Here is a 14,822-nt window from a genome sequence, read left to right as displayed (position 1 = left end):
TGACGATCCCAAGGACGAAGTGCGCCTGGGCGGCACCTGCCTGAACGTGGGCTGCATCCCCTCCAAGGCGCTGCTGGCCTCCTCGGAAGAATTCGAGAACGTGCAGCACCACCTGGGCGACCACGGCATCACCGTGGGCGACGTCAAGGTCGACATCGCCAAGATGCTCAAGCGCAAGGACGACGTGGTCGGCAAGATGACCAAGGGCATCGAGTTCCTGTTCCGCAAGAACAAGGTCACGCTGCTCAAGGGCTACGGCAAGTTCACCGGCAAGACCGCCGAGGGCTTCCAGGTCGAGATCGCCGGCAAGGCCGGCACCGAGGTCGTGACCGCCAAGCAGGTCATCGTCGCCACCGGTTCCAAGGCGCGCCACCTGCCGGGCATCACCGTCGACAACAAGCTGGTCAGCGACAACGAAGGCGCGCTCAAGTTCGACAGCGTGCCGAAGAAGCTGGGCGTGATCGGCGCCGGCGTGATCGGCCTCGAGCTGGGCTCGGTGTGGCGCCGCCTGGGCGCGGACGTGACCGTGCTCGAAGCGCTGCCGTCGTTCCTGGGCGCCGCCGACGAAGGCGTGGCCAAGGAAGCGCAGAAGCTGCTGACCAAGCAGGGCCTGAAGTTCAGCCTCGGCGTGAAGGTCGACGCGGTCAAGACCGGCGCCGACGGCGTCACCGTCAGCTACACCGACAAGGACGGCGCCGCCCAGACCCTGGAAGTGGACCGCCTGATCGTGTCGGTCGGCCGCGTGCCCAACACCGACAACCTGGGCCTGGACGCCATCGGCCTGGCCACCGACCAGCGCGGCTTCATCGAGGTGGACGACCACTGCGCCACCAAGGTGCCGGGCCTGTGGGCCATCGGCGACGTGGTGCGCGGCCCGATGCTCGCGCACAAGGCGGAAGACGAAGGCGTGGCCGTGGCCGAGCGCATCGTCGGCCAGAAGCCGCACATCGACTACAACTGCATTCCGTGGGTGATCTACACCTTCCCGGAAATCGCCTGGGTGGGCAAGACCGAGCAGCAGCTCAAGGCCGAGGGCCGCGAGTACAAGTCCGGCCAGTTCCCGTTCCTGGCCAACGGCCGCGCGCTGGGCATGGGCCATCCGGAAGGCTTCGTCAAGATGCTGGCCGACGCCAAGACCGACGAGATCCTGGGCGTGCACGTGGTTGCCGCGAACGCCTCGGACCTGATCGCCGAGGCCGTGGTGGCGATGGAGTTCAAGGCCGCCAGCGAGGACATCGGCCGCACCTGCCATCCGCATCCGTCGATGTCGGAAGTCATGCGCGAAGCCGCCCTCGCCGTGGACAAGCGCCAGCTCAATATGTAAGGCGCATGCCTGCATATCGGCCAGCGTGTCGTTGAGTACCGGCGCGCCGCTCCAGCGGCGCGCCGTTTTCGCTTTCGGGGCGGCAGGGCGCGCAGGCGCCGTCGCCGCGGGTCCCGCTCCCTGATCCTCCGGTCTCCCGATCCCCGTTCCATTTCCAGCCCGGCCCGTCGCCATCCGTGCCGGCACCAGCGCAAGCAGTCAGCATGAACGTCCGTGAGTACTACGAGCAGGAACTGAAGCAACGCGGCTACACCTCGGACGAGGCGCAGTTGCGCGCCGTCGCACGGCTGCAGCAGTGCTACGACGAGTGGGTCGCGTACAAGAGCCGCCGCAACAGCACGCTCAGGAAGCTGCTGGTCCACCCGGAAGTGCCCAAGGGCGTGTACCTGTGGGGCGGAGTGGGGCGCGGCAAGTCCTTCCTGATGGACAGCTTCTATACCTGCGTGCCGGTGGTGCGCAAGACGCGCCTGCACTTCCACGAGTTCATGCGCGAGGTCCATCGCCAGCTCGAGGAACTGCGCGGCCGCCCGGACCCGCTCGACGAGCTCGCCAGGCGCATCGCGCGGCGCTTCCGCCTGATCTGCTTCGACGAGTTCCACGTCAACGACGTGGCCGACGCCATGATCCTGCACCGCCTGCTCCAGCAACTGTTCGAGAACGGCGTGCAGTTCGTCATGACCTCCAACTACCGCCCGGACCTGCTCTACCCGGACGGCCTGCACCGCGACCGCGTGCTGCCGGCCATCGCGCTGCTGCAGCACAAGCTCGACGTGCTCAACGTCGACGCCGGCATCGACTACCGCAAGCGCGCGCTCGAGCAGGTGCAGGCCTACCACACGCCGCTGGGGCCCGAGGCCAGCGCCGCGCTGCGCCACGCCTTCACCAGCATCGCCGGCGTGCCCGACGAATCGCCGATCCTCCACATCGAGCACCGCGAGCTGCGCGCGCTGCGCAAGGCCGGCGGGGCGGTGTGGTTCGACTTCGCCACGCTGTGCGGCGGGCCGCGCTCGCAGAACGACTACCTCGAGCTGGCCACGCAGTTCCACACCGTGGTGCTGTCCGACGTGCCGAAAATGACGCCGCGCATGTCGTCCGAGGCACGCCGCTTCACGTGGCTGATCGACGTCTTCTACGACCACAAGGTCAAGCTGCTGATCTCGGCCGAAGTGCCGGCCGACGAGCTCTACACCGAGGGCCAGATGTCCAACGAATTCCACCGTACCGTGTCGCGCATCATCGAGATGCAGTCGCGCGAATACCTGGAATCGCCGCGCCGCACCGTGGATACCTCGCTGACCTGAAGCGCCGACCTGAGCGCTGGCCTGAGCGCCGATCTGAGGCGCTGGCCACACCGGCGCGCCGCCGCGCGGCGCGCCTGATCCACCCGCTTGATCTGTATCAAGGCGGCTTGCCCGGGGGGCTCATACCATGCCAATGGTAAAAAAGAGTCCCAATGCCCCCTTCCGCCGCCGCATCCCTGTCCGCTTCCATCGCGACCACGCCGCCGGCCAGCGCCGCCGCGCCGGCCGCTGGCGCGCGGGGCGGCTGCTTCCATTGCGGGCAGGCCTTCGTCGCCGGCGAGCCGGTGCTGCATGCCGTCATCGGCGGCGAGGACCAGGCCTTCTGCTGCGGCGGCTGCCAGGCGCTGGCGCAGACCCTCCATGCCGCCGGCTTCGGCCACCTGTACGGCGACCAGGCGCGCTTCGCGCGCCCCATCGACGATGCCGCCCGGCGCGAGGCCGAGCCGGTCTGGGCCGCCTACGACACCGAGGAATTGCGCACCCAGTTCGTGCGGCCGCTCGACGCCGCGCGCGCCGAGATCACGCTGGCTCCCGAGAACATCCGCTGTGCCGCCTGCGCCTGGCTGATCGAGCAGCACCTGGGCAGCCTGCCCGGCGTGGAATCCGTGATCGCCAACGTGGCCACGCGCCGCGTGGTGGTGCGCTGGCGCGCCGCCGAGCAGCCGGTGTCCGCGCTGCTGGCCGCGCTGGCCGGGATCGGCTACCTCGCGTGGCCGTTCGAGGTGTCGCGCTCGGACCGCCAGGACCGCCACGCGCGCCGCGGCCTGCTGATGCGCATGGCGGTGGCCATGCTCGGCATGATGCAGGTGATGATGTACGCATGGCCGATCTACACCCATGAAGCCACCATCGAGCCCGGCCAGCTGCAGCTGATGCGCTGGGCCAGCCTGGTGCTGACCCTGCCGGTGGTGCTGTACTCGGCCTCGCCGATCTTCGCCGGCGCGTGGCGCGGGCTGCGCCGGCGGCACCTCGGCATGGACGTGCCGGTGGCCATCGGCGTCGGCGCGGGCTTCCTCGCCAGCACCGTGGCCACGCTGCGCGGCAGCGGCGAGGTGTATTTTGATTCGGTCACGATGTTCGTGGCCTTCCTGCTGCTGGCGCGCTACCTGGAGCTGCGCGTGCGCCAGGCTTCGCGCAGCGGCGCCGAGATGCTGGCGCGCCAGCTGCCATCCACCTGCGAGCGCCTGCGGGACGAGGGTGGCACGGGCGAGCGCGTGCCGGTGGCGCGCCTGCGCGCGGGCGACCTGATCCGGGTCAAGGCCGGCGAGGTGGTGCCCGCCGACGCCACCGTGGTGGCCGGCGCCAGTGAGCTCGACGAATCGATGCTGACTGGCGAGAGCCGCCCGGTGGCGCGCGCCGCCGGCGACACGGTGCTGGCCGGCTGCTTCAATACCGCCAGCCCGCTCGAGCTGCGCGTGGTCAAGGTGGGCGCGGCGACGCGGCTGGCCGAGATCGTCGCCGTGCTGGACCGCGCGCTGGCCGAGAAGCCGCGCCTGGCCGCGCTGGCCGACCGCGTGGCGGGCTGGTTCGTGGCCGTGCTGCTGGTGCTGGCCGCGCTGGCCGGCGTGGTCTGGTGGGCGTGGATCGATCCCGCGCGCGCGCTGCTGGTGACGGTGGCGGTGCTGGTGGTGAGCTGCCCGTGCGCGCTCTCGCTGGCCACGCCGGCGGCGCTGGCCGCGGCGGGCGCGGCGCTGTCGCGGCGCGGCGTGCTGCTCACGCGCGGCCATGCGCTCGAAGCGCTGGCCGGCGTCACCGACGTCATGCTCGACAAGACCGGCACGCTGACCGAAGGCCGCTTCGCGCTGGTCCAGACCCATGCGTTCGGCGCGGCCGACGTGGCCGCCAGCCTGGGCCTGGCCGCCGCCATCGAGCGCTCCGGCGAGCACCCGCTCGCGCGCGGCATCGTCGAGGCAGCGCAGGCGCGGGGACTGGCCGGCGACGCGCACACGGTCGGCGCGGTGCGCAACGTGCCGGGGCAGGGGCTGGAGGCCGAAGTGGATGGCCGGCGCCTGCGGCTGGGGCGGCGCGAGTTCGTGGCCGCGCTGGCGGGCAGCCGCGGCACCGACCACGCGGACGCCATCGCCGCCACGCTGGCCGCCAGCGACCGACGCGGCGCGACCCTGGTCTGGCTCGGCGACGCCGGCGGCATGCTGGCCGTGTTCGCGCTGGCCGATACCGCGCGCGCGCAGGCGGCCACGCTGCTGGCGCAGTTGCGCCGGCTCGGCGTGACCACGCACCTGGTGTCCGGCGACACGCCGGCGGCGGTGAACTGGTGGGCCGACCATCTCGGCATCGCGCGCCGCGAGGGCGGCGTCACCCCCGAGGGCAAGCGCGAATACGTGGCGAGCCTGCAGCGTGCCGGCGCGGTGGTGCTGGCCGTCGGCGACGGCATCAACGACGCGCCGGTGCTGGCGCAGGCGCAGGTCTCCATCGCCATCGGCAGCGGCGCGCCGCTGGCCCAGGCCGGCGCCGACGCGGTGCTCGCCCACGGGCGCATCGCCGAGATCGCGCAGGCGCTGCGCACCGCGCGCCGCACGCGCCGCGTGGTGCGGCAGAACCTCGTCTGGGCCTTCGCCTACAACGTCATCGCCATCCCGCTGGCGGCCACCGGCCACGTCACCGCCTGGATGGCGGGCATCGGCATGTCGGTGTCGTCGCTGCTGGTGGTGGCCAACGCCTGGCGCCTGCTGCGCACGGGCAAGACCGGAACCGGAGACTGACGCATGGACATGCTTTACCTGCTGGTGCCGATGAGCCTGGTGCTGGTGGCGGTGATCGCCGGCGCGCTCTGGTGGGCACTGCACGCCGGCCAGTACGACGATCTCGACCGTCCCGCCGAGGCCATCCTGCTGGACAACGACAAGCCCTGAACCGCGCTCCGGCGCGGTCGTGCAGCGGGCGCCGCGGGGCGAGTTCCCCGGCTTTCCGATGCGCTTGATACAGATCAACGCACCCAGGGCCGCGTTTTTCTACAGTCACATCATCAAATTTGTTTTTACAATCTGGGGGTCTGAATGGATGTCACCGCCGCGCATTCTCGCGCCGACACCTTCAATTACGGCGTCGTGCGGCAATTTGCCGTCATGACTGTCGTATGGGGGATCGTGGGCATGGCCGTCGGCGTGCTGCTCGCAGCACAGCTGATCTGGCCTGAGCTCAACTTCAACACGCCGTGGCTGTCGTTCGGGCGCCTGCGCCCGCTGCACACTAACGCGGTGATCTTCGCCTTCGGCGGCAGCGCGCTGTTCGCCACCTCCTACTACGTGGTGCAGCGCACCTGCCAGGCGCGCCTGTTCTGCGGCCCGCTCGCGGCCTTCACGTTCTGGGGCTGGCAACTGGTGATCGTGGCCGCGGCCATCACGCTGCCGATGGGCATCACCAGCTCGAAGGAATACGCCGAGCTCGAATGGCCGATCGACATCCTCATCACGCTGGTGTGGGTGGCCTACGCGATCGTGTTCTTCGGCACCATCGTCAAGCGCAAGACCCGCCATATCTACGTGGCCAACTGGTTCTTCGGCGCCTACATCCTGACCATCGCCATCCTCCACATCGTCAACAACATCGAGATGCCGGTGTCGATGTGGAAGTCCTACTCGGCCTACGCCGGCGTGCAGGACGCGATGGTGCAGTGGTGGTACGGCCACAACGCGGTGGGCTTCTTCCTGACCACCAGCTTCCTCGGGATGATGTACTACTTCATTCCCAAGCAGGCCGGCCGCCCGATCTACTCGTACCGCCTGTCGATCGTCCACTTCTGGGCGCTCAACTTCACGTACATGTGGGCTGGTCCCCACCACCTGCAATACACCTCGCTGCCGGACTGGGCGCAGTCGCTGGGCATGGTGTTCTCGCTGATCCTGCTGGCGCCGTCGTGGGGCGGCATGATCAACGGCATCATGACCCTGTCGGGCGCCTGGCACAAGCTGCGCACCGACCCGATCCTCAAGTTCCTGGTGGTGGCGCTGTCGTTCTACGGCATGGCGACCTTCGAGGGCTCGATGATGTCGATCAAGACCGTCAACGCGCTGTCGCACTACACGGACTGGACCATTGGCCACGTGCACTCCGGCGCGCTGGGCTGGGTCGCGATGATCTCGATCGGCTCGCTCTACTACCTGATCCCGCGGCTGTTCGGCGAGAAGGAGATGTACAGCGTGCGCCTGATCGAGCTGCACTTCTGGATCGCCACCATCGGCGTGGTGCTGTACATCGCCTCGATGTGGATCGCCGGCGTGATGGAAGGCCTGATGTGGCGCGCCACGCAGCCTGACGGCACGCTCACCTACGCCTTCGTGGAAGCGGTCAAGGCCAAGTATCCGTTCTACCTGATCCGTCTGCTCGGTGGCCTGTGCTTCCTCTCCGGCATGCTGCTGATGGCCTACAACGTGGCCAAGACCATCATCGGCAAGCCTGCCGTGGACGCGCCGATCCCGGCGACGACCGCCGCCGCCTCCGCCCACTGATTACGCCAGGACAGAAACGATGTCGCAGAAACAAAGCTTCTTTTCGCACGAGACCCTGGAGAAGAACATCGGCTGGCTGATCATCTGCACCATCCTGGTGGTCAGCATCGCCGGGCTGGTCCAGATCGTGCCGCTGTTCTTCCAGCACTCCACCACCGAGCCGGATCCGGGCATCAAGCCGTATTCGCCGCTGCGCCTGATGGGCCGCGATATCTACATCCGCGAAGGCTGCGTGGGCTGCCACTCGCAGCAGGTGCGCACGCTGCAGGCGGAGACCGAGCGCTACGGCCACTACTCGACCGCGGGCGAGTCGGTCTACGACCACCCGTTCCTGTGGGGCTCCAAGCGTACCGGTCCCGACCTGGCGCGCGTGGGCGGACGCTACTCCGAGGACTGGCAGCGCATCCACCTGCGCAACCCGCGCGACGTGGTGCCCGAATCGGTGATGCCGTCGTATCCGTGGCTCGAGAAGGCCGCGCTGAAGACCAGCGACATCGGCGACCGCATGCGCGCGCTCCGGCGCCTGGGCGTGCCCTACACCGATGCCGAGATCGCGCAGGCGCCCGCCACGCTCGAAGGCAAGACCGAGGAAGACGCGCTGGTGGCCTACCTGCAGGAACTCGGCATCAGCAAGCGCAACGTCCGCGTCGATACGGCGGCGGCCGCTCCCGCGGCGCCGGCCGCGCCGGCCAAGGAGTAAATCATGGCGATCATCACTGCATGCGCCACCGTGATCTCGATGGCCGCGTTCCTCGCGATCTGCTGGTGGGCCTGGTCGGCCGGACGCCAGCCCGCCAATGCGGAGTCGGCCATGCTGCCGTTCGCCCTGCCCGACGAGCCGCTGGCTGCCCGCCATGAGCGCAGCCCCGCCGGCGCCAACAACACCAAGCAGGAACACTGAGTCATGAGCGACTTCTTCACGGATTTCTGGAGCTACTACATTGCCGCCATCGCGCTGGTCGGCATCGTCTGGTGCGTGTGGCTGCTGTTCTCGCAGCGCCGCGTGGCCAAGGTCGCGGACGCCACGCAGGACACCGGCCACGTCTGGGACGGCGATCTGCGCGAACTGAACAACCCGCTGCCGCGCTGGTGGATGTGGATGTTCCTGCTGGCGTGCATCTTCGGCCTGATCTACCTGGTGCTGTACCCGGGCCTCGGTTCGTACGCCGGCGTGCTCAAGTTCTCCACGCAGGGCGAACTGGCCGCGCACCGCAAGGCTGCCGAGCAGGTGCAGAACGAGATCTACGCCAAGTACATGAAGATGGACGTCACCCAGGTGGCGGCGGACCCGCAGGCGCGCGAAATCGGCCAGCGGCTGTTCCTCAACTACTGCGCGCAGTGCCACGGCTCGGACGCGCGCGGCAGCCGCGGCTTTCCCAACCTGACCGACAACGACTGGCTGTACGGCGGCGACCCCGCCACCATCACCCAGACCATCACCAAGGGCCGCAACGGCGTGATGCCGCCGCTGGGCGCCGCCATCGACGCCAAGCTGTCCGGCGACGTGGCGCAGTACGTGCGCTCGCTGTCGGGCCTGGCGTCCGACCCGATCCGCGCCTCGCGCGGCGAGAGCACCTTCAAGTCGACCTGCGCGGCCTGCCACGGCGCCACCGGCAAGGGCAACCAGGCGCTGGGCGCGCCCAACCTGTCGGACAACGTGTGGCTGTACGGCAGCTCGGAGGCGAACATCGTCGACGCCATCCAGAAGGGCCACAACAACCACATGCCCGCGCACGAGGAAATCCTGACACCCGAGCGCATCCGCATGCTGACCGCCTATGTCTGGGGCCTGTCCAACACCAGTGGGGCAGGTACCGGGAGCGGGCAATGAGTCTGGACGTAGTATGCCTGCGCGGTATCCGCGCAGGCGGAGATGAGAATCCATGAATGCCCCCGAACCGGAGCCGCTTGCCAGGTCCCGTACCTTGCCCGCGGCTCAGCGGGAGCCCGCATCCGCCACGGCGGATGCGCAGAGCTCCGACGAAACCCTGTACGAAGTCCGCCGCAAGATCTATCCGCGCTCGGTGACCGGCGCGTTTTCGCGCTGGCGGGTGTGGGTCGTGGTGCTGACCCAGTTGTTCTTCTACGGCATGCCCTGGCTGCAGTGGAATGGCCGCCAGGCCATGCTGTTCGATCTCGGCGCGCGCAAGTTCTACATCTTCGGCCTGGTGCTGTGGCCGCAGGACGTGATCTATCTTGCCGTGCTGCTGGTGATCTCGGCGCTGTCGCTGTTCCTGTTCACCGCCATCGCCGGGCGGCTGTTCTGCGGTTATGCGTGTCCGCAGACGGTCTATACCGAGATCTTCATGTGGATCGAGCGGCATGTCGAAGGCGACCGCTTCGCCCGCATCCGCCTCGACGGCGATCCCTGGAGCGCGCGCAAGCTGCGCCTCAAGGCCACCAAGCATTCGCTGTGGATCCTGATCGCGCTGTGGACCGGCTTCACCTTCGTCGGCTACTTCTCGCCGATCCGCGCGCTCGGCGGCCAGGTGCTGAGCCTGTCGCTGGGCCCGTGGCAGACCTTCTGGATGCTGTTCTATGCGTTCGCCACCTGGGGCAACGCGGGCTTCATGCGCGAGCAGGTGTGCAAGTACATGTGCCCGTATGCGCGCTTCCAGAGCGTGATGGTGGACCGCGACACCTATGTGGTGACGTATGACGTGGGTCGCGGCGAGCCGCGCGGCAGCCGCTCGCGCAAGGCCGACTACAAGGCCTCGGGGCTGGGCGAATGCGTCAATTGCAGCATCTGCGTGCAGGTGTGCCCGACCGGCATCGATATACGCGACGGGCTGCAGTACGATTGCATCGGCTGCGGCGCCTGCATCGACGCCTGCAACCAGGTCATGGACAAGATGGCGTATCCGCGCGGGCTGATCCGCTACACCTCGGAAAACGCCATGCGCCGCGCGCTCTCGGAAGCCGTGGCGCGCAAGCGCCTGGTGCGTCCGCGCACGGTGGTGTACTCGGTGATCTGGCTGGCGCTGGTGGGCGGCTTCATGGCCTCGCTGGCCATGCGCACGCCGCTCAAGGTCGACATCATCCGCGACCGCGGCGCGCTCGGCCGCGAAGTGGAAGGCCGCTGGATCGAGAACGTGTACCGCCTGCAGCTGATCAACACCACCGAGGCGCCGATGCGCGTGGCGATCAGCGCGGACAGCGACGAGCTCAAGGGCCTGACGGTGGAATACGACCATAGCGCCGGCGACCTCGATCCGACGTCGAACCGCCTGATCCCGGTGCGCGTGCGCGTGCCGATCGACGCCGCGGGGCAGGGCACCCACAAGATCCACGTGACCGTGACCGCCGCCGGCGACGAAGCCGCGGGCGCGCGCGGCGCGGAGATCAGCCAGAGCACGAGCTTCATCGTGCCGCGCAATCTGTGATGCGGGCAGCCGTGACGGATGCCCGCATCGGACAGACAACCAAAGGAGGCCAGATGACGCAGCAAAGCAATCCCTGGTGGAAAGAGCCCTGGCCGTGGCTGCTGATGAGCGGCCCGCTGGTGGCGATGGTGGCCTGCGGGTTCACCATCTGGCTGGCGATGTCGCACCCCGACCGGCCGATCGAGGAGGGCGTGGCGCGGCACGGGATGGTGGTCGAGAAGACCGCCGCCGCCGCGCACCCCGCGGCGCCGGCCACGGCGCAGGCGAGGTGACCATGAGGCTGCGCTGGCTGATGTGGGTGTTGTGGCCCGGCTTCCTGGTGGGCGGGCTGGCGACTGCGCTGGTGTTCTCGATGGTCGACCCGGGCGAGCTGCGTTTCTTCGGGCAGCAGGTGGAGGCCTCGCGCGAGGCGGTCTACACGGTGGGGTTCCTGTTCGCGTGGGTGCTCTGCTCGCTGTCGAGCGGGCTCACGCTGTACACCATGCCGACGCGGCTGGCCGACACGGACGAGCTGGAATAGACGTGGAACGGGCGCGGAGCGTGCGGGATGGGCGCAACGGACGCGATGAGCGCGGCAGGCGCGATGAGCGCAACAAGCGCAACAAGCGCGGAACGGACAGGGAATAGACGAGATGAGCGGCGCGAACCGGCGCGCCCGCGCCGCCCGGCGGACGCCTCGTCCGGAGGACGCCGGAGCCGGCGGCCCGGCAGGGCGATCAGCAGGACTTGTTGACGATCTGCTTGATGCCGGGCATGTCGACCAGCTTGACGTGGCGCTGGCGGATCTGGATCAGGCCGGCCTCGGCGAAGCGCGAGAACAGCCGGCTGACCGTCTCGAGCTTGAGCCCGAGATAGCTGCCGATCTCCTCGCGGCTCATGCGCAGCACGAACTCGGAGGACGAGTAGCCGCGCGCGGACAGCCGCTCCGACAAATTCATCAGGAAAGCCGCCAGGCGCTCTTCCGCGCGCATCGAGCCGAGCGTGATCAGCATGACCTGGTCCTGCGAGATCTCGCGGCTCATCAGGCGCATGAACTGGTGCTGCAGCGAGGGCAGGGCGCCGGAGAGCGATTCGAGATCGCCGAACCGGACCACGCAGACTTCGGTATCCTCGAGCGCGGTGGCATCGGATGCGTGCTGCATCTCGCCCAGGCCGTCGAGCCCGACGACTTCGCCGGGCAGGTGGAAACCGGTGATCTGCGAGCGGCCATCCTCCATCGTCAGGTGCGTCTTGAGCGTGCCGAAGCGGATCGCGAAGACGGCGGTGAGCGGATCGCCAAGGCGGTACAGGGTTTCGCCCTTGCGTACCCGCACCCGTTCCTGCACCAGGGTGTCCATTTTGTCGAGGTCGTGCTGCGTCATGCCGACCGGCAGGCAAAGCTGGCCGAGCGAGCACGTGGAGCAGCGGGGCGACATCTCGGAGATAGGAATGGTGGTGAGCAATTGGGGCCTGTCCGGTTTAACGCAGTCAACCCAGCGCGGCGAAGCAGGCGCATGGCGTCGAGAGCTTGACGTCGATGACGTCGGTTACAGACACTGGCGACGTCAAGTCCGGCGCGCGGGCCTGGCGCATCCGCACCCTCTGCGGGGTGCTGTGCGGCGGCTCGCCGTCATGCCTGCAACACGCGCGCAGGCGCTGGCGCTGGACTGGAAGTCGACAGCGCCTCTGGGATCTGCGGGGGCGCGTCGACCGCATTTTACCGCGCCAAACGGCCGGACAGGGAGTGGATGTTGACCATAGGCGTGCTTTTCAGCGTATTTACCCTGGCTCTGCTGGGTGGCGTGCACTGCGCGGCGATGTGCGGCGGGATCGCGCTGGCGGCCGAGCAGGGCGGCGTGGCCCGGGTGCCGGCCACCATCCTGCGCCGGCCCGGGCACTGGCTGCTCGAACTGCTGGTCATGCATGCCGGGCGCCTCAGCATGTACGCGCTGCTCGGCGCGCTGCTCGGCGCGCTGGGCGCCGGTGTCTGGAAGGCCCAGTACCTGCCGCTGCAGCGCTGGCTGTTCGGCGCCGGCAGCGCGATGCTGGTGGTGTCGGGGCTGTGGATGCTGCGCGGCCGCATGCTCGGCACGGCCTGGCTGGAGCGGCTGGCGGCGCGTGGCGCGGGCGGCCTGCTGCGCGGCCTGGGCGCGGCCGGACGGCTGTCCGGCATGGCGCTGCCGCAGGCGCGGCTGGCGCGGCGCTACGGCATGGGCCTGGCCTGGGGGCTGGTGCCGTGCGGCATGGTGTACGGCGCGCTGGCGCTGTCGCTGCTGGCCGGCAACGCCGCCTCGGGCGCGCTGGTGATGGCCGTGTTCGGGCTCGGCACGCTGCCCAACCTGCTGGTGATTTCGGGCCTGTCGGGTTATCTGCGGCAACTGACGCGCCGCCCGGCGGTGCGCGCCGTGGCCGGTTTCGCCGTGATCGGCTTCGGCGTGGCGGGTGTGGCGCGCACGTTGCTTTTGCCGGAATCGCTGGCGGCGCACGGCTTCTGCCTGGTGTTCTGACGGGCCGTCCCGTGGCGTGCCGCGCACCCGGGCCGGCGGCCGCGCAAGGGAAGCGGTTGCAGGTTTGGCTGGGAATGCCATACAATCGCAAGAACAGCGATATCGCGCAGCGTATTTCACCGTGGCATCGCCGGTTAGCATTCGCTCTCAGGGATGCATGCCAGGAACTCCCCAGGCAAGTACGACCGCCAGGGACCGTTCCCCACCCGCCGTCCGGTTTAAAAGATTCGGTTCAAAAGACCAGCCTCGGCAGGGCGGGGTGAATCAGGCCAAGCAGCGTAGGCCAAGCAGGGCCGATATCCGTTTTTTCTTGCACCCGGTGCGACCTGCGTCGCGCCGGACAGGTCCGCCACATCAGGGGGAAAGGCGCGACGCAAGGGCTCCGTCGACCGGCAGGCAACGCCGGTGGCCGGACGATCTCCTGCCGGTCCAGTCCGGCATCCGATGCAAGACAGGAAAGCGCACGGCCGACATGCAAGCGAGCATGCGGCTGGCTGCGCGGACAGATGGCGGTGGCAATCCCCACCGCTGAACCCGCAATCTCCAGTGCGTCCGGGCCAGTCCGGGGCGCAGGTGCAAAGACAGGCTGCACGCAATCAACATGAATACCCAAGAGGCGAAGATCGTCCTCGAGACCGCGCTGATCTGTGCGCAGGAACCCTTGCGCGTCCATGACATGCGGCGGCTGTTTGCCGACGACGTCGGTGCCGATACCATCCGCGTCCTGCTCGAGGAGCTGCGCCGCGACTGGGATCAGCGCGGCGTGGAGCTGGTGGCGCTGGCCAGCGGCTGGCGCTTCCAGAGCCGCCCCGCGATGCGCGAGTATCTCGACCGGCTCAACCCCGAGAAGCCGCCCAAGTACTCGCGCGCGGTGATGGAAACGCTGGCGATCATTGCCTACCGCCAGCCGGTGACGCGGGGCGACATCGAGGAAATCCGCGGTGTCACGGTGAGCACCGAAGTGGTGAAGAAGCTCGAGGACCGCGGCTGGATCGAGGTCATCGGCCACCGCGACGTGCCCGGGCGCCCGGCGCTGTACGCCACCACCAAGGCTTTCCTGGACGACCTCGGCCTGCGCACGCTGGATGAGCTGCCGCCGCTGGAAGACATCCAGGCGCAGTCGCAGGAAGCGCTGCTGAACCAGGCCCCGATCGATTTCGAGGCGCTCGGCGCGCTGCCCGACGGCAGCGACGAGGAAGCCTTCGCGCAGGCGGAGCCCGACGAAGCCGCGCCCGCGCAGGCGGATGCCGCCGGCGAAGAGGCACAAGCCGAAGCGCCCGTGGCCGAACAGGCGGAGGCGGTCCCCGAGGCCGTGCAGGATGCCCTGCCGGCCGATGAGGAACCCGGTGTCTCCGAGCCCAGCGTCTCCGAACCCGAATTCCCGGCCGTGTCCGGGGCGGAAACGGAAGCGGAGGCGGTCGGCGCGGCGCAGCCGGCCCCGCAAGCAGAACCAGAACCCGCTGCCGAGGCGGAGCCCGCCGCGAGCGGCGGCGAGGCGGAAGAAGAAACGGAAGCGCGAGCCCCGGCCAACGGTTACCACGTGCAAGTGGCCTCCGGCGAGCAGGAGCCCGAAGCCCCGGATGCGCCGGGCATGAACCCGGCGGATCCGGCGCACCCCAGCGAGCACGATGAGCACGACGAGCGCGTGTCCAACTGAACACCATGCAACATCCGAATGTGAATACCTTGTCCGATTCCGTTGATCAAGACGTCCGCCCGGCGGATGCGCCGGCCGGCGAAGCCGGCGATGCCGGCAATGGCACCGAAGGCGCACCGCGCCGCAAAGGCCTGCGCCGCGGCCTGCGCAATCTGGTGGCCACGCGCCGCCAGGCCGCGCAGGACCGCGAGGGCGGCCGTCCCGC

14 protein-coding genes and 1 pseudogene are annotated in these 14,822 nt (G+C 68.9%); 14 read left to right on the top strand and 1 reads right to left on the bottom strand.

All coding sequences use genetic code 11. The features are described 5' to 3' along the window. The 11 genes from lpdA to K206_RS0133300 all read left to right on the top strand — a co-directional run. Positions 1-1,324, top strand: a 1,324-nt coding sequence (gene lpdA, locus K206_RS0133350; RefSeq protein ID WP_020206639.1) for a dihydrolipoyl dehydrogenase, incomplete at its 5' end; no start/stop codon positions are given. 203 nt (positions 1,325-1,527) lie between these two features. Then, positions 1,528-2,625, top strand: coding sequence for a cell division protein ZapE (gene zapE / locus K206_RS0133345; protein WP_020206638.1), 1,098 nt, complete (start codon positions 1,528-1,530; stop codon positions 2,623-2,625). A gap of 152 nt (positions 2,626-2,777) precedes the next feature. Beyond that, positions 2,778-5,345, top strand: coding sequence for a heavy metal translocating P-type ATPase (locus K206_RS0133340; protein WP_020206637.1), 2,568 nt, complete (start codon positions 2,778-2,780; stop codon positions 5,343-5,345). A 3-nt stretch (positions 5,346-5,348) separates the two neighbouring features. Further along, on the top strand, positions 5,349-5,495 hold the full coding sequence (ccoS, locus tag K206_RS0133335) for a cbb3-type cytochrome oxidase assembly protein CcoS (RefSeq protein WP_020206636.1): 147 nt from the start codon (positions 5,349-5,351) through the stop codon (positions 5,493-5,495). Between the two features lie 144 nt (positions 5,496-5,639). Further along, positions 5,640-7,091, top strand: a complete 1,452-nt coding sequence (gene ccoN / locus K206_RS0133330) for a cytochrome-c oxidase, cbb3-type subunit I (RefSeq protein ID WP_020206635.1) — start codon at positions 5,640-5,642, stop codon at positions 7,089-7,091. 19 nt (positions 7,092-7,110) lie between these two features. After that, positions 7,111-7,791, top strand: a complete 681-nt coding sequence (ccoO, locus tag K206_RS0133325; RefSeq protein WP_020206634.1) for a cytochrome-c oxidase, cbb3-type subunit II — start codon at positions 7,111-7,113, stop codon at positions 7,789-7,791. A gap of 3 nt (positions 7,792-7,794) precedes the next feature. Beyond that, positions 7,795-7,992 carry a hypothetical protein gene (locus K206_RS0133320; protein ID WP_020206633.1) on the top strand — a complete coding sequence of 66 codons (198 nt, stop codon included), beginning with the start codon at positions 7,795-7,797 and terminating at the stop codon, positions 7,990-7,992. A gap of 3 nt (positions 7,993-7,995) precedes the next feature. Continuing rightward, positions 7,996-8,922 (top strand): cytochrome-c oxidase, cbb3-type subunit III, encoded by a 927-nt coding sequence (gene ccoP, locus K206_RS0133315; RefSeq protein ID WP_020206632.1) that lies wholly within the window; start codon positions 7,996-7,998, stop codon positions 8,920-8,922. 52 nt (positions 8,923-8,974) lie between these two features. Next, positions 8,975-10,474 carry a cytochrome c oxidase accessory protein CcoG gene (ccoG, locus tag K206_RS0133310; protein ID WP_029044379.1) on the top strand — a complete coding sequence of 500 codons (1,500 nt, stop codon included), beginning with the start codon at positions 8,975-8,977 and terminating at the stop codon, positions 10,472-10,474. 53 nt (positions 10,475-10,527) lie between these two features. Beyond that, positions 10,528-10,746 carry a FixH family protein gene (locus K206_RS0133305; RefSeq protein ID WP_020206630.1) on the top strand — a complete coding sequence of 73 codons (219 nt, stop codon included), beginning with the start codon at positions 10,528-10,530 and terminating at the stop codon, positions 10,744-10,746. A 2-nt stretch (positions 10,747-10,748) separates the two neighbouring features. Next, entirely contained in the window at positions 10,749-10,994 is a 246-nt protein-coding gene (locus tag K206_RS0133300) for a hypothetical protein (protein WP_020206629.1), read from the top strand. Between the two features lie 196 nt (positions 10,995-11,190). On the opposite strand, the gene fnr is transcribed toward K206_RS0133300, so the two are convergent. Further along, the gene (gene fnr / locus K206_RS0133295) at positions 11,191-11,916 is read right to left on the bottom strand and encodes a fumarate/nitrate reduction transcriptional regulator Fnr (RefSeq protein ID WP_020424013.1); all 726 of its coding nucleotides are present in this window, start codon (positions 11,914-11,916) and stop codon (positions 11,191-11,193) included. A 288-nt stretch (positions 11,917-12,204) separates the two neighbouring features. Here fnr and K206_RS0133290 point away from each other — a divergent pair, with 288 nt between their 5' ends. From K206_RS0133290 to K206_RS44475, 3 genes and pseudogenes are all read left to right on the top strand, one after another. After that, positions 12,205-12,960, top strand: coding sequence for a sulfite exporter TauE/SafE family protein (locus tag K206_RS0133290; protein WP_029044378.1), 756 nt, complete (start codon positions 12,205-12,207; stop codon positions 12,958-12,960). Positions 12,961-13,561: 601 nt separating this feature from the next. Beyond that, entirely contained in the window at positions 13,562-14,617 is a 1,056-nt protein-coding gene (gene scpB, locus K206_RS0133285) for an SMC-Scp complex subunit ScpB (protein WP_020206626.1), read from the top strand. 5 nt (positions 14,618-14,622) lie between these two features. Further along, positions 14,623-14,822 (top strand): annotated as a pseudogene (locus K206_RS44475) (23S rRNA pseudouridylate synthase B); the annotation flags it as partial.

It is taken from the genome of Cupriavidus sp. WS, from assembly GCF_000395345.1.
Lineage (GTDB): Bacteria > Pseudomonadota > Gammaproteobacteria > Burkholderiales > Burkholderiaceae > Cupriavidus > Cupriavidus basilensis_B.
This window is presented reverse-complemented; position numbering and strand designations above follow the sequence as displayed.

Excerpts from the sequence above, each read along its gene's own strand:
- zapE (WP_020206638.1), top strand. The coding sequence starts at position 1,528 with ATGAACGTCCGTGAGTACTACGAGCAGGAACTGAAGCAACGCGGCTAC.
- K206_RS0133340 (WP_020206637.1), top strand. The coding sequence starts at position 2,778 with ATGCCCCCTTCCGCCGCCGCATCCCTGTCCGCTTCCATCGCGACCACG.
- ccoS (WP_020206636.1), top strand. The coding sequence starts at position 5,349 with ATGGACATGCTTTACCTGCTGGTGCCGATGAGCCTGGTGCTGGTGGCG.
- ccoN (WP_020206635.1), top strand. The coding sequence starts at position 5,640 with ATGGATGTCACCGCCGCGCATTCTCGCGCCGACACCTTCAATTACGGC.
- ccoO (WP_020206634.1), top strand. The coding sequence starts at position 7,111 with ATGTCGCAGAAACAAAGCTTCTTTTCGCACGAGACCCTGGAGAAGAAC.
- K206_RS0133320 (WP_020206633.1), top strand. The coding sequence starts at position 7,795 with ATGGCGATCATCACTGCATGCGCCACCGTGATCTCGATGGCCGCGTTC.
- ccoP (WP_020206632.1), top strand. The coding sequence starts at position 7,996 with ATGAGCGACTTCTTCACGGATTTCTGGAGCTACTACATTGCCGCCATC.
- ccoG (WP_029044379.1), top strand. The coding sequence starts at position 8,975 with ATGAATGCCCCCGAACCGGAGCCGCTTGCCAGGTCCCGTACCTTGCCC.
- K206_RS0133305 (WP_020206630.1), top strand. The coding sequence starts at position 10,528 with ATGACGCAGCAAAGCAATCCCTGGTGGAAAGAGCCCTGGCCGTGGCTG.
- K206_RS0133300 (WP_020206629.1), top strand. The coding sequence starts at position 10,749 with ATGAGGCTGCGCTGGCTGATGTGGGTGTTGTGGCCCGGCTTCCTGGTG.
- scpB (WP_020206626.1), top strand. The coding sequence starts at position 13,562 with ATGAATACCCAAGAGGCGAAGATCGTCCTCGAGACCGCGCTGATCTGT.